22 protein-coding genes, 1 tRNA gene and 1 riboswitch are annotated in these 23,144 nt (G+C 71.9%); of the genes, 7 read left to right on the forward strand and 16 right to left on the reverse strand.

Annotation, left to right across the window (positions count from 1 at the left end):
- Positions 1–159: 159 nt before the first annotated feature.
- The 7 genes from thrB to IM778_RS11440 form a co-directional block, all read right to left on the reverse strand.
- On the reverse strand, positions 160–1,107 hold the full coding sequence (thrB, locus tag IM778_RS11410) for a homoserine kinase (protein WP_194409007.1): 948 nt from the start codon (positions 1,105–1,107) through the stop codon (positions 160–162).
- Positions 1,104–2,219 carry a threonine synthase gene (gene thrC, locus IM778_RS11415; protein ID WP_194409008.1) on the reverse strand — a complete coding sequence of 372 codons (1,116 nt, stop codon included), beginning with the start codon at positions 2,217–2,219 and terminating at the stop codon, positions 1,104–1,106. The genes thrB and thrC overlap by 4 nt, the downstream gene beginning before the upstream one ends.
- A gap of 1 nt (position 2,220) precedes the next feature.
- A complete protein-coding gene (locus IM778_RS11420) occupies positions 2,221–3,579 on the reverse strand; it encodes a homoserine dehydrogenase (RefSeq protein WP_194409009.1) in 1,359 nt (452 codons plus the stop codon).
- Positions 3,576–5,033 carry a diaminopimelate decarboxylase gene (gene lysA, locus IM778_RS11425; protein ID WP_228484514.1) on the reverse strand — a complete coding sequence of 486 codons (1,458 nt, stop codon included), beginning with the start codon at positions 5,031–5,033 and terminating at the stop codon, positions 3,576–3,578. The genes IM778_RS11420 and lysA overlap by 4 nt, the downstream gene beginning before the upstream one ends.
- A 156-nt stretch (positions 5,034–5,189) precedes the next feature.
- Positions 5,190–5,999, reverse strand: a complete 810-nt coding sequence (locus tag IM778_RS11430) for an LmeA family phospholipid-binding protein (protein WP_194409011.1) — start codon at positions 5,997–5,999, stop codon at positions 5,190–5,192.
- 8 nt (positions 6,000–6,007) lie between these two features.
- Positions 6,008–7,675, reverse strand: a complete 1,668-nt coding sequence (locus IM778_RS11435) for an arginine--tRNA ligase (protein ID WP_194409012.1) — start codon at positions 7,673–7,675, stop codon at positions 6,008–6,010.
- 216 nt (positions 7,676–7,891) lie between these two features.
- Entirely contained in the window at positions 7,892–8,704 is an 813-nt protein-coding gene (locus tag IM778_RS11440) for a transglutaminase-like domain-containing protein (protein ID WP_228484515.1), read from the reverse strand.
- 159 nt (positions 8,705–8,863) lie between these two features.
- Here IM778_RS11440 and IM778_RS11445 point away from each other — a divergent pair, with 159 nt between their 5' ends.
- The 3 genes from IM778_RS11445 (at position 8,864) to IM778_RS11455 (ending at position 11,189) form a co-directional block, all read left to right on the forward strand.
- Positions 8,864–9,745 (forward strand): SGNH/GDSL hydrolase family protein, encoded by an 882-nt coding sequence (locus IM778_RS11445; RefSeq protein ID WP_194409013.1) that lies wholly within the window; start codon positions 8,864–8,866, stop codon positions 9,743–9,745.
- 44 nt (positions 9,746–9,789) lie between these two features.
- A tRNA-Arg gene (locus IM778_RS11450) sits at positions 9,790–9,865 on the forward strand.
- Positions 9,866–9,959: 94 nt separating this feature from the next.
- Complete coding sequence (locus IM778_RS11455) at positions 9,960–11,189, forward strand: hypothetical protein (RefSeq protein WP_194409014.1); 1,230 nt, start codon at positions 9,960–9,962, stop codon at positions 11,187–11,189.
- Positions 11,190–11,217: 28 nt separating this feature from the next.
- Here IM778_RS11455 and IM778_RS11460 read toward each other — a convergent pair whose 3' ends face one another.
- The 3 genes from IM778_RS11460 to IM778_RS11470 are packed head-to-tail and all read right to left on the reverse strand — an operon-like array spanning position 11,218 to position 13,996.
- Complete coding sequence (locus tag IM778_RS11460; RefSeq protein WP_194409015.1) at positions 11,218–12,144, reverse strand: metalloregulator ArsR/SmtB family transcription factor; 927 nt, start codon at positions 12,142–12,144, stop codon at positions 11,218–11,220.
- A gap of 14 nt (positions 12,145–12,158) precedes the next feature.
- Positions 12,159–12,680, reverse strand: coding sequence for a GNAT family N-acetyltransferase (locus IM778_RS11465; RefSeq protein ID WP_228484516.1), 522 nt, complete (start codon positions 12,678–12,680; stop codon positions 12,159–12,161).
- Positions 12,680–13,996 carry an FAD-dependent oxidoreductase gene (locus tag IM778_RS11470; RefSeq protein WP_194409016.1) on the reverse strand — a complete coding sequence of 439 codons (1,317 nt, stop codon included), beginning with the start codon at positions 13,994–13,996 and terminating at the stop codon, positions 12,680–12,682. Before IM778_RS11470 ends, IM778_RS11465 begins: the two co-directional genes overlap by 1 nt.
- Positions 13,997–14,082: 86 nt before the next feature.
- Between IM778_RS11470 and IM778_RS11475 the strand changes: the two genes are divergently transcribed.
- The 4 genes from IM778_RS11475 (at position 14,083) to IM778_RS11490 (ending at position 16,065) form a co-directional block, all read left to right on the forward strand.
- Complete coding sequence (locus IM778_RS11475) at positions 14,083–14,433, forward strand: ArsR/SmtB family transcription factor (RefSeq protein WP_194409017.1); 351 nt, start codon at positions 14,083–14,085, stop codon at positions 14,431–14,433.
- 5 nt (positions 14,434–14,438) lie between these two features.
- Complete coding sequence (locus IM778_RS11480; protein ID WP_194409018.1) at positions 14,439–15,113, forward strand: aquaporin; 675 nt, start codon at positions 14,439–14,441, stop codon at positions 15,111–15,113.
- A gap of 240 nt (positions 15,114–15,353) precedes the next feature.
- Entirely contained in the window at positions 15,354–15,698 is a 345-nt protein-coding gene (locus IM778_RS11485; RefSeq protein ID WP_194409019.1) for a DUF7882 family protein, read from the forward strand.
- 112 nt (positions 15,699–15,810) lie between these two features.
- Positions 15,811–16,065 (forward strand): hypothetical protein, encoded by a 255-nt coding sequence (locus IM778_RS11490; protein WP_194409020.1) that lies wholly within the window; start codon positions 15,811–15,813, stop codon positions 16,063–16,065.
- A 16-nt stretch (positions 16,066–16,081) separates the two neighbouring features.
- Here the strand turns inward: IM778_RS11490 and IM778_RS11495 are convergent, their stop codons facing one another.
- From IM778_RS11495 to trmB, 6 genes are all read right to left on the reverse strand, one after another.
- Complete coding sequence (locus IM778_RS11495) at positions 16,082–17,590, reverse strand: FAD-dependent oxidoreductase (protein WP_194409021.1); 1,509 nt, start codon at positions 17,588–17,590, stop codon at positions 16,082–16,084.
- Positions 17,591–17,712: 122 nt separating this feature from the next.
- Entirely contained in the window at positions 17,713–19,359 is a 1,647-nt protein-coding gene (locus IM778_RS11500; protein WP_194409022.1) for a SulP family inorganic anion transporter, read from the reverse strand.
- Between the two features lie 322 nt (positions 19,360–19,681).
- A complete protein-coding gene (locus tag IM778_RS11505; protein WP_194409023.1) occupies positions 19,682–20,002 on the reverse strand; it encodes a DMT family transporter in 321 nt (106 codons plus the stop codon).
- Between the two features lie 10 nt (positions 20,003–20,012).
- Positions 20,013–20,076: riboswitch (guanidine-III (ykkC-III) riboswitch) on the reverse strand.
- Between the two features lie 42 nt (positions 20,077–20,118).
- Positions 20,119–21,030 carry a CPBP family intramembrane glutamic endopeptidase gene (locus IM778_RS11510; RefSeq protein ID WP_194409024.1) on the reverse strand — a complete coding sequence of 304 codons (912 nt, stop codon included), beginning with the start codon at positions 21,028–21,030 and terminating at the stop codon, positions 20,119–20,121.
- 12 nt (positions 21,031–21,042) lie between these two features.
- On the reverse strand, positions 21,043–22,386 hold the full coding sequence (locus IM778_RS11515; protein WP_194409025.1) for an MFS transporter: 1,344 nt from the start codon (positions 22,384–22,386) through the stop codon (positions 21,043–21,045).
- Entirely contained in the window at positions 22,383–23,129 is a 747-nt protein-coding gene (gene trmB, locus IM778_RS11520; RefSeq protein WP_194409026.1) for a tRNA (guanosine(46)-N7)-methyltransferase TrmB, read from the reverse strand. The genes IM778_RS11515 and trmB overlap by 4 nt, the downstream gene beginning before the upstream one ends.
- Positions 23,130–23,144: the final 15 nt, after the last annotated feature.

Here is a 23,144-nt window from a genome sequence, read left to right on the forward strand (position 1 = left end):
CGGCGCGGGATGGGGGCGTATGCCCATTCGACCGGTTGTCAGGCCCGTCGAATCACCCGCCGACGGGGTGAGGGACCGCGAGGGTACTCAGCGGACGTCGGCAGGTCAGAATGCCGTGCGGTGGATTCGCAGATTTGCGACGGAGGCCAGATTCACGAGTTACGTGGAACCCTCCGCGTACTCCCTCACTGTACCACCCTTGAAGTCTACGGCGAGCATCAGCGCCTCCCACGGGGTGTCGGTGACGGCCGTCGCGAGGGCGGCCGCCTCGAGCCGGCGGCCCGGGCCGTCGGCGAGCACGAGCACGCTCGGCCCCGCGCCCGACACCACCGCCGCGAAGCCCTCCGCCCGCAGCGCGCGCACGAGCCGGTCGGTCTCGGGCATCGCGCCCGCGCGGTAGTTCTGGTGAAGTTTGTCTTCCGTGGCGGCCTGCAGGAGTTCGGGGCTCTGCGTGAGCGCGGCGATCAGCAGCGCCGAACGCGACACGTTGAAGACGGCGTCCTCGCGGGGCACCTGCATCGGCTGCAGGCTGCGCGCGAGCTTCGTCGACATCGTGAACTCGGGAACGAGCACGAGCGGGGACACGCCGCGGTGCACGAGCAGCTTCTTGTGCTGCGGCCCGTCCTCGTCGACCCACGCGATGGTGAGGCCGCCGAAGAGCGCCGGCGCCACATTGTCGGGGTGGCCTTCGAGCTCGGTCGCGAGGCGCAGCAGCGTGTCGGGCCCGAACTCGACGTCGCCGTCGAGCAGTCCCTTCGCGGCGAGCAGGCCCGAGACGACGGCCGCACCCGAGGACCCCAGGCCGCGGCCGTGCGGGATCACGTTCTTCGCGACGAGGCGCAGCCCCGGCATCCGTCGCCCGACCGACTCGTACGCGTAGGCGATCGCGCGCACGACGAGGTGCGACGCGTCGCGCGGCACGTCGGCCGCGCCGGCGCCGTGGACCTCGATGTCGAGCTCGCCCTCGCGCAGAGCCGTCACGTCGAGCTCGTCGTAGACGCTCAGCGCGAGTCCGAGGGTGTCGAAGCCCGGCCCGAGGTTGGCGCTCGTCGCCGGCACCCGCACCACGACCCGGCGGCCGGGTGCCGGGACGACGGCTGCGTTCACGCGTGCGGTCCCTGCACGTCGACCGGCTCGGCGACCGCGGCGGGGACGAGATCGAGAACGGATGCCACTTCCGAGGTCGTCGCGTCGACCACGGTCGGCTCGACCTGCGAGCCGTCGGCGTTGCGCAGCGCCCACTGCGGGTCCTTCAGGCCGTGGCCCGTGACGGTGAGCACGACGCGCGCGCCCTTCGGCACGATGCCCGCCTCGACGCGGTCGAGCAGGCCCGCCACGCTGATGGCTGATGCCGGCTCGACGAAGATGCCGACCTCGCCGGCGAGCAGCTTCTGCGCGGCGAGGATCCTCTCGTCCTCGATCGCGCCGAACCAGCCGTCGGTGGCGTCGCGGGCCTCGAGGGCGAGATGCCACGAGGCCGGGTTGCCGATCCGGATCGCGCTGGCCACGGTCTCGGGGTCCTTCACGACCTCACCGCGCACGAGGGGCGCGGACCCGGCGGCCTGGAAGCCGAACATGCGGGGCACGCGCGTCGACACACCGGAATCGGCCTCTTCCCGGTAGCCGCGGGTGTACGCGGTGTAGTTGCCCGCGTTGCCGACCGGGATGAAGTGGAAGTCGGGGGCGTCGCCCAGCTGCTCGACGACCTCGTACGCCGCGGTCTTCTGACCGTCGATGCGGTCGGGGTTGACCGAGTTCACGAGGTGCACGGGATAGTGGTCGGCGAGCTCGCGGGCGATCTCGAGGCAGTCGTCGAAGTTGCCGCGGATCTGGATGAGCCGCCCGTTGTGCGCGACGGCCTGGCTGAGCTTGCCCATGGCGATCTTGCCCTCGGGAACGAGCACCGCCGCCGTGATGCCGGCGTGCGCCGCATACGCGGCGGCCGAGGCCGACGTGTTGCCGGTCGAGGCGCAGATCACGGCCTGAGCGCCGTGGTCGATCGCGCGCGACACCGCGACCGTCATGCCGCGGTCCTTGAACGACCCGGTCGGGTTCATGCCCTCGAACTTGACCCAGACGTCCGTGCCGGTGCGCCGCGAGAGCGCGGGTGCGGGGAGGAGCGGCGTGCCGCCCTCGCCCAGTGTCACGACGGTCGACGTGTCGGTCACGCCGAGGCGGTCGGCGTACTCGCGGAGGACTCCGCGCCAGACATGTGCCATTTCAGTTCCCTTCCACACGCAGGACCGATACGACGCGCTCCACGACGCCGCTCGCGGCGAGGCGGTCGACCGTCTCGCTGAGGTCCTGCTCCAAAGCCTTGTGAGTGCCGATGACCAGCCGCGCGATGTCGGCCTCCTCGCCGGCGACGGTCTGCTCGACGGTGGCGATCGACACGCGGCCCTCGCTGAGGATGCCCGCGACCGTGGCGAGCACGCCCGGCTGGTCGTCGACCTCGAGCGTGATCTGATACCGCGTGGTCACGCGCCCGATCGGAACGATCGGCAGGTTCGCGAGGGTCGACTCCCCCACGCCCACGCCGCCGGCGATGTGGCGGCGGGCCGCCGAGACGACATCGCCGAGCACCGCCGACGCGGTCTGCACGCCGCCGGCACCGGCACCGTAGAACATCAGGTTGCCGGCGGCCTCCGCCTGCACGAACACGGCGTTGTTCGCCCCGTGGACGCTCGCCAGCGGGTGGCCGCGTTCGATGAGCGCGGGGTACACCCGCACCGAGATCGACTCGGTTCCGTCAGAGACCCGGTCGTCGAGCGGGCGCTCGGCGCCGTATCGAGACACGCCCTCCCCGCCGTTCAGCCGCTCGCACACCGCGAGCAGCTTGATGACGTAGCCGGCGTGCCGGGCGGCGTCCATCATCGACTTGTCGATGCCGGTGATGCCCTCGCGGTGCACCGCGTCGAGGGGCACCGTCGTGTGGAACGCGAGGCTCGCGAGGATCGCGGCCTTCTGCGCCGCGTCGTAGCCCTCGACGTCGGCCGTGGGGTCGGACTCGGCGTAGCCGAGCCGCTGCGCGTCGGCCAGCACGTCGCCGAACTCGGCACCCTCGGCGTCCATGCGGTCGAGGATGTAGTTGGTCGTGCCGTTGACGATGCCCATGATGCGCTGCACGCGGTCGCCGGCGAGCGAGTCGCGCAGCGGCCGGATGATCGGGATGGCCCCCGCGGCCGCCGCCTCGTAGTACACCTCCGCACCGACCTGGTCGGCGGCGTCGAAGATCTCGGGTCCGTGCGTGGCGAGAAGCGCCTTGTTCGCGGTGACGATGTCGGCGCCGGAGTTGATCGCCTGCAGCACGTAGGCACGCGCCGGATCGATTCCGCCCATGAGCTCGATGACGATGTCGGCGCCGAGGATGAGCGACTCCGCGTCGGTCGTGAAGAGCTCCCGCGGCAGGTCCGCGTCGCGCTTCGCGTCGACGTCGCGCACCGCGATGCCCACGAGCTCGAGGCGGGCGCCGGCGCGATCGGCCAGTTCGTCCGCGTGCTGTCGCAGCAGCGCGGCGACCTGGGAGCCCACGGCTCCGGCCCCCAGCAGTGCGACGCGGAGGCGGCGGTAGTCGGTCATGCGATCCCTTCCGTCGGAGCTTGTCCGGGCGTGCGCCCATCGTCGAGCGCGGGCGCGGCGTCGATGCCGACGTCGCGCGCGAGCAGATCGTCGATCGTCTCGCCGCGCACGATGACGCGCGCCACGCCTGCGCGCAGCGCCACCACGGGCGGCCGCGTCACGTAGTTGTAGTTGCTCGCGAGCGAGAAGCAGTAGGCGCCCGTGGCGGGCACCGCGAGCAGATCGCCGGGCGCCACGTCGGACGGCAGGTACTCGGCATCCACCACGATGTCGCCCGACTCGCAGTGCCGGCCGACCACGCGGGCCAGCACCGGATCGGCGTCGCTCGTGCGCGAGGCCACGCGCGCCGAGAACTCGGCGCCGTACAGCGCCGGCCGCGCGTTGTCGCTCATACCGCCGTCGACGCTGACGTAGAGCCTCTCGCCGCCGGCGTCGAGCGCGACGGGCTTGGTCGTGCCGACCTCGTACAGGGTCACGCCCGCGCGTCCGACGATCGCGCGTCCGGGTTCGAACGCCAGATTCGGAACCGGGATGCCGCGCACCTCGCACTGGCGTGCGACGGCGTCGGCGATGCCGACCGCGAGTTCCTCGATCGGTGTGGGGTCGTCGACCGATGTGTAGGCGATGCCGAAGCCGCCCCCGAGGTTGAGCACCGGCAGTTCGCCGCCCTCGCGCAGCTCGGCGTGCAGTGCGACCACACGCGCCGCGGACTCCTCGAAGCCGGCGGTGCCGAAGATCTGCGAGCCGATGTGGCAGTGCAGACCCACCAGGCGCAGCCCCGAGAACTCGCGGATGCGCGCGACCGCGGCCGGGGCATCCGTCAGCGTGAAGCCGAACTTCTGGTCTTCGTGCGCCGTCGCCAGGAAGTCGTGCGTCTCGGCGTGGACCCCGCTGTTGACGCGCAGCAGCACCGGCTGGGTGGCGCCACTCCGCTCGACGATCGCACCCAGGCGCTCGATCTCGATGAGGCTGTCAATCACGATCGATCCGACGCCCGCCTCGACCGCCTGCTCGAGCTCGGCGACCGACTTGTTGTTGCCGTGGAAGCCCAGCCGGGACGGATCGGCCCCCGCCGCGAGCGCCACGGCGAGCTCGCCGCCGGTGCACACATCGACGGCCAGCCCCTCCTCGGTCACCCACCGCACGACCTCGGTGCTGAGGAAGGCCTTGCCGGCGTAGTACACGCGCGCCTGCACACCGTGCAGGGCGGCAGCGGCGCGGAAGGCGTCGAGCGTGCGCCGCGCGGTCTCGCGCACGAGATCCTCATCGAGCACGTACAACGGCGTGCCGAAACGCTCGCGAAGCTCCGTCGCCGGAACGCCCCCGAGCAGGAGCACTCCCTCGTCGTCGCGGCGCGCCGTCGCGGGCCACACCTCGGGGGCGAGCCCGTTCACGTCGTCGGGCACCTGCAGCCACGCGGGAGCGGCGGAGCGGGTGTGCGGGTCGGCGGACACGGTGGACCAATCGGTGGGAGCTTCGGCGCGGTGGTCGTCCGGGAGCCCGGAAGCGGACCGGATGCCTCGGCCGGAGGGGTCACGCGCCGGGCAGTCCTTGAAGTCTAGGGCACGCGGCATCCGTCGCCCGCGTCGTGTGACGCCGCGAGTACGGCGTCACGCGCACGTGCCCTTCTCACGCAGTGACGGGTCGCTCGTGATGGCGCCGTCGACGTCGAATCCGGCCACGAGTTCCTCGCCGGCGACGGTGACGTCGGTGAGGGTCACCCCCGCCGGCAGGTACTGCGCGACGCACACCGTCCAGTCGCGCAGTACGAGGTCGGCCACCTGGCCGAACTGGTTGCGCAGCGCGTCGGCGCCGACCTCGGCGCCTGCCAGCTGGAGCGACGCCGGTGTCAGCACGATGTCGCCGTCGACCGCGGTGGGAGTCAGCGCGACGCCGATCGGCACGCCGACGCCGAACAGCTGGAGCTGCATGCTCATGGTGACGGCAGGGGCGTCGATGCCGACGGTGTCGGCCGGGAAGCCCTCGATCGTCGAGACGAGGCCGCGCAGCTGCTCCTCGTCGAGTGTGACGGTGGCGGTCGCGCCGCCCATGGCGCCGCCGCGGATCGGCACATCCTGGACGGTGACGCTCACGTCGCCTACGAACTCCCCCACCTCGACATCGTCGGAGGCCACGGTCAGCTCGTCCAGGGTGCCGCCGACGAGCTGGGGAATGATCGCGCCGGGGATGTCGACGTCGATCGGCTGGCTCGCGGGCAGCGAGAGCTGCGACCGCACCTGGTCGCGGACGACGCCGGTCACGATCTGGCGCGCGATCGCGTCGGCCGCGAACCACGCGACGATCGCGAGCGCGATCACGATGCCGAACGCCACCAGCCACGGCCACACCCGGCGCCGCGGCGCCTCGGCGTGCTCCCAGTCCGGCAGCGGCAGGGTGGGCTGGGTGTCGTCGGCGCTCATGTCGTGCCCTACATCCTCTCGGGTGCGCCCACGCCGAGGAGATCGAGACCGTTGCGCAGCACCTGCCCGGTGGCGTCGTTGAGCCACCTCCGCGTGCGGTGCACCGGCTCGACCGGCTCGTCGCCGAGCGGGATCACACGGCAGTTGTCATACCAGCGGTGGTAGAGCCCCGCCAGCTCCTCGAGGTAGCGGGCGACCCGGTGCGGCTCGCGCACCTCGGCGGCGAACGCGACGATCCGCGGGAACTCCTGCAGAGCGCCCAGCAGTGCCGACTCGGTCTCGTGCGTGAGCAGCTCGGGCGCGAACTCGGTGCGATCAACGCCCGCCGAGGCGGCGTTGCGCGCCACGTTGTGCGTGCGCGCGTGCGCGTACTGCACGTAGAACACCGGGTTGTCGTTCGTGCGCTTGCGGAGGATCTCGGGGTCGAGCGTGAGCGGCGAGTCGGCCGGGTAGCGCGCCAGCGAATACCGGAGCGCATCGGTGCCGAGCCATTCGCGCAGGTCGTCGAGCTCGATGACGTTGCCCGCGCGCTTGGAAAGCCGTGCCCCGTTGACCGACACGAGCTGCCCGATGAGCACCTCGATGTCTTTGTCGGGGTCGTCGCCGGCCGCGCCCGCGAGCGCCTTCAGGCGATGGACGTAGCCGTGATGGTCGGCGCCGAGCAGGTAGATCTTGTGCGCGAAGCCACGGTCCCCCTTGTTGAGGTAGTACGCGGCGTCGGCGGCGAAGTAGGTGTACTCGCCGTTGGAGCGGCGGATGACGCGGTCCTTGTCGTCGCCGAAGTCGGTGGTGCGCACCCAGACCGCACCCTCCTCCTCGAACACGTGGCCCTGCTGGCGCAGCCGGTCGACCGCCTCGTCGACGAGGCTCGGACCGCCGTCCTCCGGGGCGGCGTGGAGCGTGCGCTCCGAGAACCACACGTCGAAGTGCACGTTGAACTTCTCGAGCGACGCCTGCAGCTCGCCGAGCTGGAAGCCGTAGGCGAGCTCGGTCGCGACCGCGAGCTGCTCTTCGCGGTCCAGACCGGTGATGCCGGGCTGCTCGGCGACGACCCGCGACGCGAGCACCTGGATGTACGACCCCGAGTAGCCGTCCTCGGGGGCCGGCTCCTCGTTGATCGCGGCGACGACCGACCGGCCGAAGCGCTCCATCTGCGCACCCGCGTCGTTGATGTAGAACTCGCGCACCAGCGTGGCGCCGCTGGCGAGCAGCAGGCGCGCCATCGAGTCGCCGAGCGCCGCCCAGCGAGTGTGGCCGATGTGCATCGGGCCGGTGGGGTTGGCGCTGACGAACTCGAGGTTGATCGTGTTGCCCCGCTGCGAGTCGTTCGTGCCGAACGCCGCCCCGGCGTCGACGATGGTCTTCGCGAGCGCGCCGGCGGCCGCGGCATCCAGGCGGATGTTGATGAAGCCGGGCCCGGCGACCTCGACGCCGGCGATGCCGTCGACCTGCGCGAGGCCCTCGGCGATCTGGGCGGCGAACTCTCGCGGGTTCGCGCCGACCGCCTTCGCGAGCTTCAGCGCTGCGTTGGACGCCCAGTCGCCGTGATCGCGGTTCTTGGGGCGCTCCAGCGGCAGGTCGGCCGCCGTCAGTCCCTCGGCCGCCCCGGGGCGTCGCGCCTCGGCGAGCGGGGCGACGACGGCGAGCAGTGCGGCGGAGAGGGCTTCGGGTGTCATAGCCGCACCAGTCTAGTTGCGCGCCCGGTGGGCCCCGTCCGGGAGGATCGCGTGGGCGCGAGCGTTTCGTCTCGATCGCTGCGCCCCGCACCCCCCGGTCGTCGAGCGAGCGAAGCGAGACGAAACGTCCCACACCCCGCCCCCCGGTCGTTGAGCGAGCGAAGCGAGACGAAACGTCCTGCACCGCGTCGCACGCCGGTTCCGTCGCGCGGCGGGTCAGGCGAGCTGCACGAGCTCCGCGAGCTGGTCGGGTGCGGGATCGGATGCCGCGTCCAGCGGCACCAGCCGGGCGTCGACGCGCAGTCGCTTCAGCCCGACATAGCCGCCGTGATAGCTGAGGAACGCGCAGTCGGCGGCATCGCGGCCGGTCGCGATGCGCACGAGCGACCGGCGGTTCGCGAGACGCGTCGCGTCGATCGCGTACCACGCGCCGTCGAGGTACGCCTCGGCGACCGCATGGAAGTCCATCGGACGCAGCCCCGGCGCGTAGCACGCGGCATAGCGGGCGGGCATGTCCATCGCCCGCAGCAGGGCGATCACGACGTGTGCGTAGTCGCGGCACACGCCCTGGCCGGTCATCAGGGTCGTCACCGCGCTGTCGGTCCCCTGGCTGAGACCGGGCGTGTAGGTGGTGCTCGTGGCGACGAACTCCGACACGGCGGCGATGAGGTCGTGACCCGACAGCCCGTTGAACTGGCGGCGGGCCTGCTGGAACACCTCGTCGGACTGGCAGTACCGGCTCGGGCGGAGGTAGGTGATGGTCTCGAGATCGCTCGTGCGGTTCGCCGCGGCCGTCCCGTCGACGGTCGCCTCGTAGCGGACCTCGAGCGTGCCGGGCTCGCCGGTGAGACGGTGCAGCCGGCTGCCGGACTGGTCGACGATCTCGGTCGGCGTGTACACGCGATCGCCCTGCGTGAACGTCAGCCGCTCGTCCGAGACCGGTGCCGCCTGAGCGACGGCGATCTGGAAGATGAGGTCGACGGAAGCCCCCAGATCGAGGTCCATCTCGGCGGTCACGACGCGTTGCACCGGAGTATCCTCGCACGCGCCGACGGATGGTTCGGCCACGGTTCTCAGCGACGCCGCCTGACACGCCGACGGCACGGCCGATCCTCAGGTTCTCCCCGTGTTTCCGCGTGATCGCGCCCCATGGCGATCGACGCAGCCGGCGTGACTTACCCTCTATGCATGCACGTGCCCGGTCGCCTCCGCGGACGGCGGCCGGGGCCACGCGCCCGGGGCCTCCGGCCGGCGCCTGAGCGTCCGACGGCGTGGGCGTGGGGATGGCTCAGTCTCGCGGGCGCCGCGCTCGCCGTCGCGGCCGTGTGCGCCGTGAGCCTGCTGCGTCCGTGGGCCGCCACCGAACCGGCGGTTCCGGCATCCGTCGCCGCCGACTCGGGACCGGCCGCCGCGATCGCGCCCGCCCCGCTCTCGCTGCCGGATGACGCGCGCGTCCTCGTGTTCGGCGACTCCTGGGTCTACGGCTCGGCCGCGACGACGCCGTCGCTCGGCTTCGCCTACCGCCTGGCCGACGAGCTCGGCGTCGAGACCCTCGTCGACGGGGTGCGCGGCAGCGGCTACCTCAAGCCGGGCCTCGGCGGCCCGGCGTACGGCGAGCGCATCGCCGCGCTCGACCCGGCCCGTGAACCGGACCTCGTCGTCGTCGAAGGCTCGATCAACGATCGGCGCCTGCATCCGGACGGATACCGGGATGCCGTGACCGCTGCGTGGGACGCCCTCGCGGCCCGTTTTCCCGACGCCGACATCGTGATCCTGGGCCCCGCCCCGCAGGTGCTGCCGGTCGAGGCGGCGACGCGCCGCATCGACGACGACCTCCGGGCGCTCGCCGCCGAGCGGGGCTGGTGGTACCTCTCGCCCATCGCCGAGGAGTGGATCACCGACGCCAACTACCTCGACGTCATCGACACCGGCCCGATCGGCCGCGACCACCCGTCGACCGACGGCCACGCCTACCTCGCCGTGCGTCTGGCCGAGGCGATCCGCGCCATGAGCGCCCCCTCCGACATCGTCGCCGACGCCCCCCGCGACGGAGAGCTCGTGAGCCCCTGAAGTGAACGGGAGCCGCAGGCAGGGGTGGTAACCTCGATCGGCACGCCTCCGTAGCTCAGGGGATAGAGCGTTGGTTTCCGGTACCAAAGGTCGCAGGTTCGATTCCTGTCGGGGGCACCATACGGGACAAGGAGTCGCGGGGCATTCAGCCCTCGCGGCCCCTCCGCATCGCGCAGGGCGTCACCACGCCCTCACGAGAGTTTAGAGTGCAGGGGTGGAGCACCCCGACGCACAGGCCCGGCCCGAGGCGGCCGACGCCACCCCGGTGCCGTGGGCACCCGAGCGGGATGCCGCAGCGCCGGTGTTCGCACCGCGGGCGAAACCCCGAACTGGCGTCGTCGTGGCCTGGTGCGGCGCGGCTCTCGCGGTGATCATGCTCGCCGCCGGCGGGGCCTTCGTGCACGTGTCGGCGAACGAGACGTTCGACGTCGCGGAGGTGCGGCTGGAGCGCGCCGCCGAAGCGGAGGCGTCGGCGCATCACTCGCTGACCGCCGCCCGGTCCGCGGCGGAGCGCTCGGTCCTCTCGGGTGAGCAGATCCTGGCCGCGGCGACCGACGAACTCGTCCATCCCGACGCGCGATCGGCGCTCGGCGAAGCACTGGCGACGATGTCGGCGGGCGCCGACGACGCGCGCGAGGTGCTCGACGACCCGGTCGACGACGCCGGCGCCCGCAAGCCGCTGTGGCCATGGGAGCTGTTCGCCGAGGCATCCGCCCTCGACGAGCGCGCGAGCGCGGCTGGCGCGTCGGTCGACGACTTCGCCGAGATGGAGAGCATCCTCGAGGTCCGGCACGAACAGCTGACCGAGACGGCGGTCGCCCTGTACGCGTCGACTGTCGCCGCCGCGGACGCACTCGAGGCCGCCCACGTGTCGGCGCGCGCCGGCGCCGTGCTGGACTTCCGCGACGCGGCCGATCGGGTGGCGCAGCAGCGCCACGTCGGGTCGGACGCGGCCGTCGCGTTCTCGCTCTACGCCACCAGCGCGCAGACGCTCGCGTCATCGGCGCAGTCCGAACTGGCCGAGAAGGCCGGCCCGCTCTTTGCGACGCGCCTCGAGATCGAGGCGTACGCGCGCTCCATCGCCGGCGGCGTCGTCCTGGACTTCGACTGGGCGCCGGTCGTCGCGGGCACCGGCGGATCGCGGGGCATCGGAGGCACGGCGACGTGGGACTCGGCCCGCGGCGGATCGTCCACGATCACGCTCTCGCACTCCGTCGCCGAATGGTGGCCCAACGCGGACTCGCGCGCTCTCGTGGCGCACGAGGTGGGTCACGCGATCACCTCGAAGTGCCACGACAAGTTCGACTCGCAGAACGCCGATGCCAACGAGGAATGGGCGACGGCGTGGGCGATCAGCATGGGCCACACGGCCGAGGGCAACGGCGTGCAGGCGTACGGCTACCCGTCGCAGGAGATGATCGACCTCGCCGCCACGTGCCGCTGACGGCCGCACGCCGCCGCCCGCGGGCCGTCTACGCCGTCGCCGATGGCACGGCGGGATCTCCGACGATCTCCGCCAGGAGGCCGCGCACCCGCTGCTCGATGTCGTCACGGATCCGCCGGACGTCCTCGAGCGGCCGGCCCACCGGGTCGTCCAGATCCCAGTCGAGGTAGCGGCGCCCCGCATAGACGGGGCAGGCGTCTCCGCAGCCCATGGTCACCACGACGTCCGCCGCACGCACCGCCTCGTCGGTGAGGGGCTTGGGGAACTCCCCGCCCAGCGGCACGCCGATCTCGTCCAGCGCGACGACGATCGTCTGCCGCACGTCGCTCGTCGGGGCGGACCCGGCGGTGCGCACCGAGACGCGTCCGCCGGCGAGCTGGCGCAGGATCGCGGAGGCCATCTGGGAGCGGCCGGCGTTCTGCACGCAGACGAACAGCACTTCGGGCGTCTCGAGCGTGGGGCCTCCCGTCTCGGCGCGCACGGCGGCGCGGCTCAGCGCCTCGAGTCGTGTCGCCGCGAAAGCCGCCGTCCGAGACGCCAGCCGCGGCGAGGAGGACCCGCGCGCCAGCAGTCGATAGCTCTCGTCGACGCAGCGCGCGATCGTCTCGGGGCCGAAGATGCCGCGAAAGCGCACGGAGAGGTCGCGCGCGATCCGCTCGAGGTCGGGCTGCGCCGGATCCGCGGCGGGGCCGCCGATCACCGCGTCGACGCGATCCGCGCTGCGCGGCGCGATCGAGTACCAGACGCGCCGTCCCTCGGGGTGCCGCTCCACGATCCCGTCGTCGAGAAGAACGCGCATGTGATGGCTCACCGTCGGCTGCGTCAGCCCGAGGGCGTCGGCGGTCCGGCCGACCAGCACGCGACCGTCGCCGGAGTCCCTGATCAGCCGGAGGATGCGCACGCGCGTCGGATCGGCGAGCACGGTCAGCGACCGCTCGTCGACGCCAGGGTCCATAGACCGCAGTCTATCTACACCGGTTGCTCCGGGAGCCCGTTGCGGGCGCTCCGCCGCTCGATCAGCACCGTGTCACGCCACCGCCCGGCGTGCGGTCCGAGCATCGACTGCGCGATGCGCTCCCGCCGTCCCACGATCCGGAATCCCGCCCGCTCGTGCACGCGCAGGCTCGCGGTGTTCTCGGGGAACACGCTCGACTGGATCGTCCAGTACCCCTCGGCCTCCGCGCGCTCGATGAACGCCGCGAGCAGGAGCGCTCCGATGCCGCGCCCGCGCGCGCCGCGGTGCACGTAGACCGAGTGCTCGATCACGCCGCGATACGCGGGGCGGGACGACACCGGCGACGCCGCGGCCCAGCCGACGATGCGGCCGTCGTCGTCGTGCGCGACCAGACGCGGCGTCGCGACCTTGCCGGCGTCGAAGTCCTGCCACGCCGGCGTGCGGGTCTCGAACGTCGCCTCGCCGTCCTCGATGCCCTCTCGGTAGATCTCCTCGACAGCGGGCCAGTCGCCCGGGTTCATCTCTCGCACATGCATCAGGAGCAGCATCCCCTGGCGCTCGATGAGTCGGTCGAGCACACGCCGGTCGCCGGCAGCACGAGTTCCACGTTCGCGGCGGCAACGGCATCCCCCGCCATCCATGCCGTGACCGAGCGCACCTGTTCGTAGCCCGTCGCGAGGAGGAAGGTCGGGGCGCGCCCGTAGGACTTCATCCCGACGATGAAGAAGCCGGGCTCGGGATGCTGCAGCTCGCGGAACCCGTGCGGCTCGACCGTGCCACACGAGTGGACGTTGGGGTCGATGAGCGGCGCGAGGCGCTTCGGCGCCTCGACCACCTCGTCGAGCTCGAGGCGGATCTCGCGCAGGATGCCCAGGTCGGGGCGGAAGCCGGTCGCACCCACGACCGCATCGGCGCGGAGCGTCTCGAGCCGTCCATGACGCCGCCCTGTCAGCTCCACACCGTCGTCGACGCGGCGTCCGCGCACGATCTCGAAGCCGTCGACCATGGTGATCAGGCCCCCGGCAACGGCCCGGTCGACCCGGCTGCCCAGTCGCGCCCGGTCAGCCAGCTCGTCATCCGGCGACGACGACACGCGGACCGCCTGCGGGTTGCGGATCACCCACGTGACGGTGGTGCCCGGCTCCTCGCGCGCCAGCTCGACGAGCGCGAGAAGCGTGTTGGCGGCCGAGTGTCCCGCCCCGACGACGAGCGTGCGGCGCCCGGCGAAGACCGCGCGCTCCCGGCCGAGGACGTCGGGCAGCGCCGGCAGGACGCGGTCGGCGATGTCGGCGAACCCGAGCGGGTCGAGCCCGCTGGAGGAGAGGGGGTTGGGGCTGCGATACGTCCCCGACGCGTCGATCACGGCGCGGGCGGCGACCTCGGCGATCTCGCCGTCGGCGGTGCGCACTCGGACGGCGAACGGGGTCGCGGCGCGGGCCCGGGTGCGGGTACGGTCCATGCCCTCCCGCGCCACGGCGACGACCTCGGTGCGCAGGCGGATGCGCGAGGCGATCGCATCGACGTGCGACAGCGGCTCGAGGTAGCGCTCCACGAGCTCGCGACCGGTCGGTGCCGCACCGGGCTCCGGATGCTGCCACCCCTGCTCTTCGAGCAGCCGGCGCGCGGCGGGGTCGACGAGATGGCGCCACGGTGAGAACAGGCGCGTGTGACCCCACGAGCGGACGCTCGCAGCGATGTCGGCGCCGGCCTCGAAGATGACGAAGTCGAGGCCGCGTTCGAGAAGATGGGCTGCCGCGGCGAGTCCGATGGGCCCCGCGCCGATGATCGCCACGGGGAGCGTTGCGAGACGGTCCGTGTCGGCGACGCGCGGGGTGAGGTCGAGCAGGGTCACAGCAGCCTCCTGGCATATCGATGAACTTCGATGCACGATTCTGGTCCGCTGTATCGACAGTTGTCAATATCGACTACCATCGATCCATGCCCACCGTGATCGAGGTCGCCGACGTCAGCGCCGGATCGTGCTGCTCCCCGCTCGTCCGCGAGCCGCTCAGCGCCGAAGAGGCCGAGCAGCTCGCGGTCACGATGAAGGCCTTGGCGGACCCGGCACGGCTCCGGCTGCTGTCGATCGTCGCGGCGTCCGAGAACACCGAGGCCTGCGTCTGCGACCTCATCGAGCCGGTCGGCCTCAGCCAGCCGACGGTGTCGCACCACCTCAAGATCCTCACCGCCGCGGGTTTCCTCACCCGCAGCAAGCGCGGAACGTGGGCGTACTACGCCCTCGTCCCCGGGGCCCTCGACCGCGTCTCGAACCTCCTCGTCGGCTCGTGAGGCGGATGGTGCGCGCCGCTGCCGGCGAACTGCTCGGCAGCGCCGGCCTCGCGACCGTCGTGGTGGGATCGGGCATCGCCGCCCAGCGCCTCTCCCCCGGCGACACCGGGTTGCAGCTGTTCGAGAACGCCTTCGCCACCGCGCTCGGCCTGACCGTGCTCATCCTCGTCTTCGCGTCGGTGTCGGGCGCGCACTTCAACCCCGCGGTGACGCTCAGCGACATCGTGCTGCACCGACGCTCCTGGTCCACGGCCGCGGTGTACCTGCCGGCCCAGGTGCTCGGGTGCATCGCCGGTGCGGTGCTGGCCGACGTGATGTTCGCCGTCCCCGCGGTGTCGTGGAGCACCACCGACCGCGGCGGGCTGCCTCTCCTGCTGTCGGAGGTCGTCGCGACGGCGGGCCTCGTCGTCGTGATCTTCGCGCTCGTCCGCACCGGTCGCTCGGCGCTGGCGGCGCCGGCGGTCGGTGCCTACATCGGAGCGGCCTACTTCTTCACGTCGTCCACGAGCTTCGCCAATCCGGCGATCACGGTGGGGCGCATGTTCACCGACACGTTCGCGGGGATCGCGCCGGCCTCCGTGCTGCCGTTCATCGGCGCCCAGCTGGTCGGCGCGGCGCTGGGCACCGCCGTGATCATCCTGCTGTTCCCGGCCCGACAGGCGGTCGCCGAGGGGTCGTGAAGCTCGTGTGACGTCGCGACCGGTCGGACACGCGACGCGTCCCGCATCGGCACGCCTTGTCAAGGCCGTTCCGCTGCTTTCCCGGTCATCGCATGCTGAGGCTCACCGCCTCGCGGCGGTGTGCAGGTCCTCTGGCGCGCGGGCGTCGAGCGCGCGATCATGAAGGGACGGGGCTGGGGGCATTCCTCTCGAGCGGACCGTCGCTTCGTTCTCCTTCAGCCTCCGCGCCGGAGGCGCATCATGGGCAAGCTGATCTACGAAGGAGCGGTCAAGGTCGACTTCGACGACCGGACGCTCGCGCACCTGCAGCTGGTGATCGGCACGAAGCTCAGACGCGGCGAGCCGTTCCATTTCACGTGGCGCGACGACGCCAGCATCGGCGACGGACGCACGACGATCTGGGTGCACCCCCGGTGCTCGCTGGTCTACAAGTTCTACGGCAGCCGCACTCCGCGCCTCAACCCGGCCTGGATCGACGCCCTCGCACACACGGCCAACTCGCCCGCGGGGCTGTACCTCGTGCCGGAGCCGCCGCAGCCGCCGGCGGCGACCGAACCCGCCGACGAGCACGAACTGCTGCGCTGAACGGTCGGCTCGCCCCGCTCCCGCACGGGTACGCCGCACGCGCGCCGTTGTCAAGGCATTGGGCGGACTCGCGGAGGCGGTGGGACCCTGTGCCCAGGCGACGGGAGCGGTGATGAAGCGAATCGACATCTACTACGGCGGCGAGCACTACAGCGTCGGCGGGCGGGATCCGGGGGACGTCACGGCAGAGATCCTCCAGGGGATCGCGTCCGGTCCCCGCTGGCTCGAGGTGAACGACGGCTGGGGCGAGGCCCGCACTGCATACCTGCTGCTCTCCGCCGGGGTGCCGGTGGCCGTCGTTCCCATCCCCGACGAATACCCCGGTCCGGCGCTGGACGGCGACGACACCGGCGCGGACGCGGACTGAACGGCCCGCCGGCTGCTCACTCCTCCGCCTGCGACAACGGCTGCACGGCAGGGCCCTCCAGCACCCGCCCGTCCGGCGAGAACCGGGAGCCGTGGAGCGGGCAGTCCCAGGTGCATTCCGCGTCGTTCCACGACACGATGCCGCCGAGGTGGGTGCACACCCCCGACACACGGCGCGTCACCCCCGCGACCGTCGACTCGGCGACCGGCGACATCCCCCGGCGGACGACGCGCCCGTGTCGGTCGGCGGGCGCCTCGCCACTGACCGGTGCGACGCCGGCGCGCACCCAGTCGGCGACGAGATGACCCCCGACACTCGCATTCGCCTGCACGGCTTCGCCGAAGTCGGCCATCCCGGCGTGGTGGGAATCGAGCGCGTCGGCCCACGGCTCGTGGCGCTCGAGGATGCGTCCCGCGACGCGCAGGGCCGAGGCGACCGCGTTGGTCATCCCCCACTTGTCGTACCCGGTGGCCGCGAGGATCCGCCCGCTCGTCCTCGGCAGCACGCCGGCGAACGGGAGGTGCGAGACGCTGCGGTAGTCCTGCGCCGCCCACCACGTGCGGCGGCGGGCGCCCGGCCACGACGAGCGGGCCCATTCGTCGAGCTCCGAGAGCAGGTCGCTCGTGCGCTCCACGCGTCCGGTCGGATGCGCGCCGGACCCGAGCGTGAGGACCCGCGCGCCGCCGAGGTCGTCGCACCGTATCGAGCGCGACGGCTCGTCCAGCGAGAGGAACATGCCCTGCGGTACGGCGGCCTCGCGCGGGAGGTCGTAGGCGACGACGAACGACCGGGACGGCACGAGGGTGGCGAACAGCAGGCCGCGGTCGAGGGGGACCGCGCCGGTGGCCAGCACCAGGGTCGCGCACCGGACCTCGCCTCGCGTCGTCTTCACGGTCACGCCGTGATCGTCCACGTCGGCGTCGGTCAGCCGGCACCCCGTGACGATCGGCACGCCGTCAGCGCGCAGCCGGCGGGTGAGCTCGGCGAGGAGCCGCACCGGGTGGAGCTGGAACTGGCCGTCCAGGCGCAGTGCGGCCACCACGTCGAAGGGGACGCCGAATTCCTCGCGCGACGGGCGATCGAGGCGCTCCACCGGGATGTCTGCCGCCTGTGCCGCCGAGAGCTCGCGGTCGATCGCGGTGACGCGGTCGCCCGAGACGGTGTAGGTGACGGCCGGCCGGGCCGCGATGACGCCCTGCACCGGGCGGAGCTCGCGCTGCACCCATTCCTGCGCGGCGCGATTGGACTCGACGTACGCCCGGAGGATCTCGTCACCGGCGTGCGAGCGGATCCGCGAGAGCACGTCGCCCTGCAGGAGGCTGAGCTTGCCCGTCGTGTTGCCGGTGGTGACGGCGCCGATCGAGCGCGCCTCGACCACCGCGACCCGCATGCCCGCCCGATGGAGCATGGTGGCGACCGCCAGCCCCGTGAGTCCGGCGCCGGCGACGACGATCGTGCTGCCCTTCGGCGGTGCCGACGGGTCATCGGGGATGTGCGGGGCCGTCTGCCGCCACAGGGATTCCATCTTCCCTCCTCCCGCCGACGACGTTCGAGGCATCGTCGGCCGGTCATCGGGACGAGTGTCCCGCGCCGCGCAGTGGGAGTCGACGGGGTTGACACCCCCGGTGGGCACGGGTACCCGGCGGACTACCCGGGAGCGTCCGCGAGCGCGACGATCGCGGCCCGGTTGGTGTCGAAGACCGGCTGATCCGAGAGCAGTCCGAGCTCCTCCAGTCGCGCCTTCGCCGTCGCGCGGACGCGGCTGAACGCCAGTTCGACGTCCTGGTCGCGCAGCCACTCCTCGAGGCCCTCGAACGCCTCGGCGCCGGTCACGTCGACGTCGGTGACCGCCTCCATGTCGATGACGACGTGCCGCACGGGCTCGCGGGCGGCACCGACGGCGCGCTTGACGGCGGAGGCGAAGACGGCCCCGTTCGCGAAGAACAGGGGGGCGGCCAACCGCACGACGATGACGCCGGGAGCGGTCGTGGTGCCGGCGGGCGCATCGTCCAGGAGCGACTCCTTCGGATCGCCCTCGAACGCGAGCACGTCGATCGCCGGGTTCGCGGCGCGCTTGGCCAGGTTGACCAGGGCGAGCACGAACGCGACGAGGATGCCCGGGATGGCCCCGACGAAGAGCGTGACGAGGAAGCACGTCGCCCCGACGGCGAACTCGAAGCGGTCCATGCGCCACAGCTGACCGAACTCCTTCACGCCCAACAGCGGCAGGATCGCCACCGCGACGACCGCGCCGATCGCCGGGGACGGGATGTCGGCGAGCAGCGCCGTTCCGAACAGGAGCAGCAGGAGCGTGCCGACGGCGAGGACGATCGACGGCAGCTGCGTCCGCGACCCCGCCTGATCCATCGCCGCCGTCCGCGACGTCGAGGATCCGACGGCGAAGCTGCCCTGAGCGCCCGCGGCGATGTTGGCGAGGCCGAACGCGAACAGGTCTCGGTTGGCGCGGAACGGATAGTGCCGCTTCTCGGCGTACGACCGCGAGACGAGGAGGCCCTCGGCGGTGGTGACCAGGGTCAAGGCGATCGCCGACGGCACGAGCGCCAGCCACGTCGTCCATTCGATGACCGGCCACGTGAACGACGGTGCACCCGCCGGCACCTCCCCGAGCACCGCGATGCCCTTCTGATCGAGGTCGGCGATCACGACCACCACCGTCGAGACGACCAGCACGACCAGCGCCCACGGCACCTTCGGGAGCAGTCGCCGCCCGCCCAGCAGCACCGCCACCGACACCGCGGCGACCGCGAGCGACCACGCGTTGAAGGTGCTCATCCCGGTGACGAGCTGCGAGATCTTGTCGACGAACTCGCCGCCCGATTCGATGCTGACGCCCAGCATCTTCGCGATCTGGCTCACCATGATGTCGAGCGCGAGACCTCCGACGAAGCCGATGAGGATCGGCTTCGAGAGGAAGTTCGCGAGGAATCCGAGCTTGAACACCGAGAGCAGCAGGAACATGATGCCGCAGATGATCGCCTGCGCGAGCGCCAGGGTCGCGTAGTTCGCGCTCCCGGCGGCGGCGAGGCCGCCGATCGACGAGGCGACCAGCGCGGCCGCCGCAGCATCGGGCGATGCGACCACCTGACGCGACGAGACGACGAGCGCGTAGACGACCGTCGGAAGGATGAGCGCGTACAGGCCCGCCGTCGGCGGGAGTCCGGCGATCTGCGCATAGCCGATGTTGAGCGGGATCGCGATCGCGAGGAGCGTGACGCCCGCGGTGAGTTCGGTGACGAGGTTTCGCGCGGTCAGGCCTGCGAGGGGTCGTTGCATTCCGGCTCCCGTGTGAAGCATGGGGTCCGGCGAGGATGGACCCACGTACACCATGGCACGGGTCGGGCGCCGCACGCGCACGCCGTCACGGGGCGCGGCGCACATGAAGATCGCCTCGGTGCCGAAGCATCGAGGCGATCGTCAGTGCGATGTTCGGTTTCTGTGTCCGGTTCCCTTTCGGGTTCCTCGTCTCCGTTTTCTCTTCGCAGGACTGAATCTACTCAGGGCCGACCCGTCGTCAAGAGTTCACGAGGAAGTCATCTCGATGTCAGGTTGAACGTGAGGGAACCGTCGACGGATGCCGCGGCATCCGTCGACGTGCTCACTCGTGTCCGACGAGCTTCAGGCCGACGACGCAGCCCACGAGACCGAGGATGAGCAGCAGCTTCACCACCGAGAACGCCTCGGCGCCGGTGATCATCGCGTACGCCACCGTGAGCGCGGCGCCGATCCCGACCCAGACCGCGTACGCGGTCCCGGTGGAGATGTCGCGCATGGCCCACGCCAGGCCGCCCATGCTGGCGATGAGCGCGACGCCGAACACGACGCTCGGCCAGAGCTTCGTGAAGCCCTCGGACTTTCCGAGCGCCGTCGCCCAGACGGCTTCGAGCACACCCGAGAGGATGAGGATGACCCACGACATGACCGTGCCTCCTGGCCAGTCTTGTCGCGCACCGGGTACTGATCCCTCGTCCGGGGGTCCGGTCGGGACCCGCGGTCCAGGCTAGCCGACGTCCCTGCGCAGTCGCTGGGCAGCCGTCACACCAGGAACAGCCCGTCCAGGGCTCCCGGGTTGTGGGCGTGGACGAGCACCAGGAAGACGACGGCGTCGAACAGCAGATGCACGGTCACGACGTACGCGAGCGAGCGGGTCTTCATGAAGATGAAGCCCTGCAGCAGCGCGAACGGGATGGTGAGCAGCGGCCCCCACGCCTGATACCCGAGCTCCCACAGGAATGAGACGAACACGACCGCCTGCAGGACGTTGGCCTGCCAGTCGGGGAAGTGCCGCCGCAGCAGCGCGAAGCACGTGCAGATGAAGAACAGCTCGTCCCAGATGCCGACGCCGCCGACGCCGACGAACAGCCGCGCGATGAGATCGGGGGTGTCGACGACGGGCCAGTTGAGGTAGACCCCCGACGTGATGAAGTAGAACGGCAGGATCAGCCATCCGAGCACGAGCACGGCCACCAGCCACGTCCACTGGAACGCGGTCCACCGGCCGCCGCCCCGCCACGGGAAGCGCACAGCGTGATCGCGGTACGCCCAGCGCGAGATCGCGTACGGCACGGCGACCGCACCGCCCAGCGCCACCGCGAACCGGAGGATCGAGAGGTCGTCGAGCTCGGCCTTCAGCGGGATCGCGCTGACGATGAGCAGACCGGCGGCGATCAGCGAGAGGTCGCGCACGAGCGAGGGGGGACGGATGCCGGAGACCGGCGCCGCACCGGAACCCGAGGGTCCGGCCGCAGCACTCCGCGCCGTCCGGTCCCGTCGCCGCTCGGCCACGAGCGCCAGCGCGAGGCCCACGGCCAGCAGCGTCCATCCGATCCACGCCACCCGCACGACGAAGAATGCCGGCGCGGCCAGGCACACCAGCAGCGCGGGCGCGAGGCGCCACGTCCAGGACGGGCGGACCAGGGCGGGGGCGGCAGTGGAGGAGGCGGGCATGGTGCCTTCGGGTCAGCGGTCGAGCGGGTGGGCGATCTCGTCGGCCGGCATGCGGGCGACGAGGTAGGCGATGGTGCCGAGGCCGAGCGGGATGACGCCGGCGGCGATGAAGATCGTCTCGATCGGCACGACCTGGGCGAGCGGGCCGGCGAGCGCCATCGACAGCGGCATGAGTGCGAGCGAGACGAAGAAGTCGAGGCTCGAGATGCGGCCCAGCATGTGCCGGGGGACGCGGCGCTGCAGCAGGGTGCCCCAGATCACATTGCCGTAGCTGAAGCCGAAGCCGACGACGAACAGGCACAGTGCCATGACCCAGTACACGTGCGTGAGACCGACGACGGCGAAGGGCAGGGTGCTGACACCCCAGACACCCATCATCACCGTGAGATAGCGGCGCGGGAGCCTCATCGACGAGACCACGATGGAGCCCACGACCCCGCCGACGCCGTAGATCGCCAGGAGGAAGCCGAACCACCGTGGATCCTCTCCGATGCGGTCGCGCGTGAGGAAGGGCAGCAGCACCTCCTCCGGCCCGATGAAGACCAGCACCCAGCCGGTGGCGAACAGCAGCGTCCACAGCAGCCAGGGCGTGCGGACGGTGAATCCGACCGCCTCGCGGAGATCGTGGAGCACGCCGCGCACGCCGCTCGGAGCCTCCCGGTGCTCGCCGTCCGTCGGCGGCGGCTCGGGGCCTACGAAGAGAAGGAGCACCAGGGCGAGCGCGTGCGCCGCGACCACGCCCCAGGCGGCGTGCGCGGGGGCGAGGACGGCGGCGACGATCATGCCGGCGGCCGCCGGCCCGGCCGCCTGCTGCAGGGCGGGACGGATGGCGCCCTCGAGGCCGTTCGCCGCGAGCAGCTGCGCCGGAGGGAGGATGCGCGGCAGGATCGCGCTGTAGGCGGGGAAGAAGAACCCCGCACCTGCGCCCAGCACGAACGCCACGATCGCCAGATGCGGGATGGTGGCGACGCCGAACGCGCCGGCGACCGCGACCGAGGTGATCGCGAGGAGGTTCACCAGCTCGACGACCCGCAGCAGCATGCGGCGCGGCACGCGGTCGGCGGCGATGCCGCCCGGGATCGCGCACAGGAGCAGCCCGACGGCGTTCGCGGCCGCGACGACCGAGAGCTCGACGGGGCCGCCGCCGGCGCCGATCACGGTGTAGACCATGACCACGGCCCACATGCCGGCGCCGAAGATCGAGAGCACGACGGCGCCGAAGAGCATGCGGAAGTCGCGGTGCGCGAGAGGCCGTACGAACCGCCACCGGTCGCGCGGCGGACGCGCGGGCGACGATTCCGCCGTACCGCCGGGAAGCGGCAGCGGCCCGGTCACGGGGCCCTGGACGCCGCTCATGAGCGGCGTGCGCGGCGGTACGACAGATCGCGGATGTCGCGGCCGACGCGGGAGCCCTTGCGCTCGAACGCCGTCAGCACGCGGCCCTCGAAGCGCGGCGCCCACTCCCCCTCGAAAGCCGGCTCGAAGTCGGGGGCGGCCGACAGCACGTCGCGCATCTGCAGCGCGTAGTCCTCCCAGTCGGTCGCCAGGCGCAGCATCCCGCCGTCGCGCAGCGCGCCCGCCGCGACGCGGGCGAAGTCCGCGGTGACGAGCCGGCGCTTGGTGTGCTTCTTCTTGTGCCACGGGTCGGGGAAGAAGACCCAGAGCTCGTCGACGGATGCCGCGGGCAGCAGGTGCTGCAGCACCTCCGGCGCGTTCGCCTCGACGAGGCGCAGATTGCGCGCACCGGCGCGGTCGGCGTCGAGCATCGTGCGGGCCAGGCCCGCCTTGAACACCTCGATCGCGAGGAAGTCGTCATCCGGCCGGGAGGAGGCGGCGTGGACGATCGCGTGCCCCTGACCCGAGCCGATCTCGACGAGGAGCGGCGCTTCGCGCCCCCACACCGCGACCGGGTCGATCGCCGAACCCGGGCGGATGCTCGTCGAGGCGACGTCGCGCGGCGCCTCGATCACGTAGACCGGCGCGAGCTCGGCCCACGCGCGCTCCTGCGCCTCCGACATCCGTCCGCTGCGGCGCACGAAAGACACCGGGCGATCGCGGAACGTGCGAGGCCCGGAAGTCGGTGCGGCGGAGTCGGACACCCCACCAGGCTACCG

The organism is Microbacterium cremeum, assembly GCF_015277855.1.
Taxonomy (GTDB): domain Bacteria; phylum Actinomycetota; class Actinomycetes; order Actinomycetales; family Microbacteriaceae; genus Microbacterium; species Microbacterium cremeum.

Coding starts and splice junctions, on each gene's coding strand:
- thrC (WP_194409008.1), bottom strand. CDS start 2,219: ATGGCACATGTCTGGCGCGGAGTCCTCCGCGAGTACGCCGACCGCCTC.
- IM778_RS11420 (WP_194409009.1), bottom strand. CDS start 3,579: ATGACCGACTACCGCCGCCTCCGCGTCGCACTGCTGGGGGCCGGAGCC.
- IM778_RS11430 (WP_194409011.1), bottom strand. CDS start 5,999: ATGAGCGCCGACGACACCCAGCCCACCCTGCCGCTGCCGGACTGGGAG.
- IM778_RS11435 (WP_194409012.1), bottom strand. CDS start 7,675: ATGACACCCGAAGCCCTCTCCGCCGCACTGCTCGCCGTCGTCGCCCCG.
- IM778_RS11445 (WP_194409013.1), top strand. CDS start 8,864: ATGCACGTGCCCGGTCGCCTCCGCGGACGGCGGCCGGGGCCACGCGCC.
- IM778_RS11460 (WP_194409015.1), bottom strand. CDS start 12,144: ATGGACCCTGGCGTCGACGAGCGGTCGCTGACCGTGCTCGCCGATCCG.
- IM778_RS11465 (WP_228484516.1), bottom strand. CDS start 12,680: ATGCATGTGCGAGAGATGAACCCGGGCGACTGGCCCGCTGTCGAGGAG.
- IM778_RS11475 (WP_194409017.1), top strand. CDS start 14,083: ATGCCCACCGTGATCGAGGTCGCCGACGTCAGCGCCGGATCGTGCTGC.
- IM778_RS11480 (WP_194409018.1), top strand. CDS start 14,439: ATGGTGCGCGCCGCTGCCGGCGAACTGCTCGGCAGCGCCGGCCTCGCG.
- IM778_RS11485 (WP_194409019.1), top strand. CDS start 15,354: ATGGGCAAGCTGATCTACGAAGGAGCGGTCAAGGTCGACTTCGACGAC.
- IM778_RS11490 (WP_194409020.1), top strand. CDS start 15,811: ATGAAGCGAATCGACATCTACTACGGCGGCGAGCACTACAGCGTCGGC.
- IM778_RS11495 (WP_194409021.1), bottom strand. CDS start 17,590: ATGGAATCCCTGTGGCGGCAGACGGCCCCGCACATCCCCGATGACCCG.
- IM778_RS11500 (WP_194409022.1), bottom strand. CDS start 19,359: ATGCAACGACCCCTCGCAGGCCTGACCGCGCGAAACCTCGTCACCGAA.
- IM778_RS11505 (WP_194409023.1), bottom strand. CDS start 20,002: ATGTCGTGGGTCATCCTCATCCTCTCGGGTGTGCTCGAAGCCGTCTGG.
- IM778_RS11510 (WP_194409024.1), bottom strand. CDS start 21,030: ATGCCCGCCTCCTCCACTGCCGCCCCCGCCCTGGTCCGCCCGTCCTGG.
- IM778_RS11515 (WP_194409025.1), bottom strand. CDS start 22,386: ATGAGCGGCGTCCAGGGCCCCGTGACCGGGCCGCTGCCGCTTCCCGGC.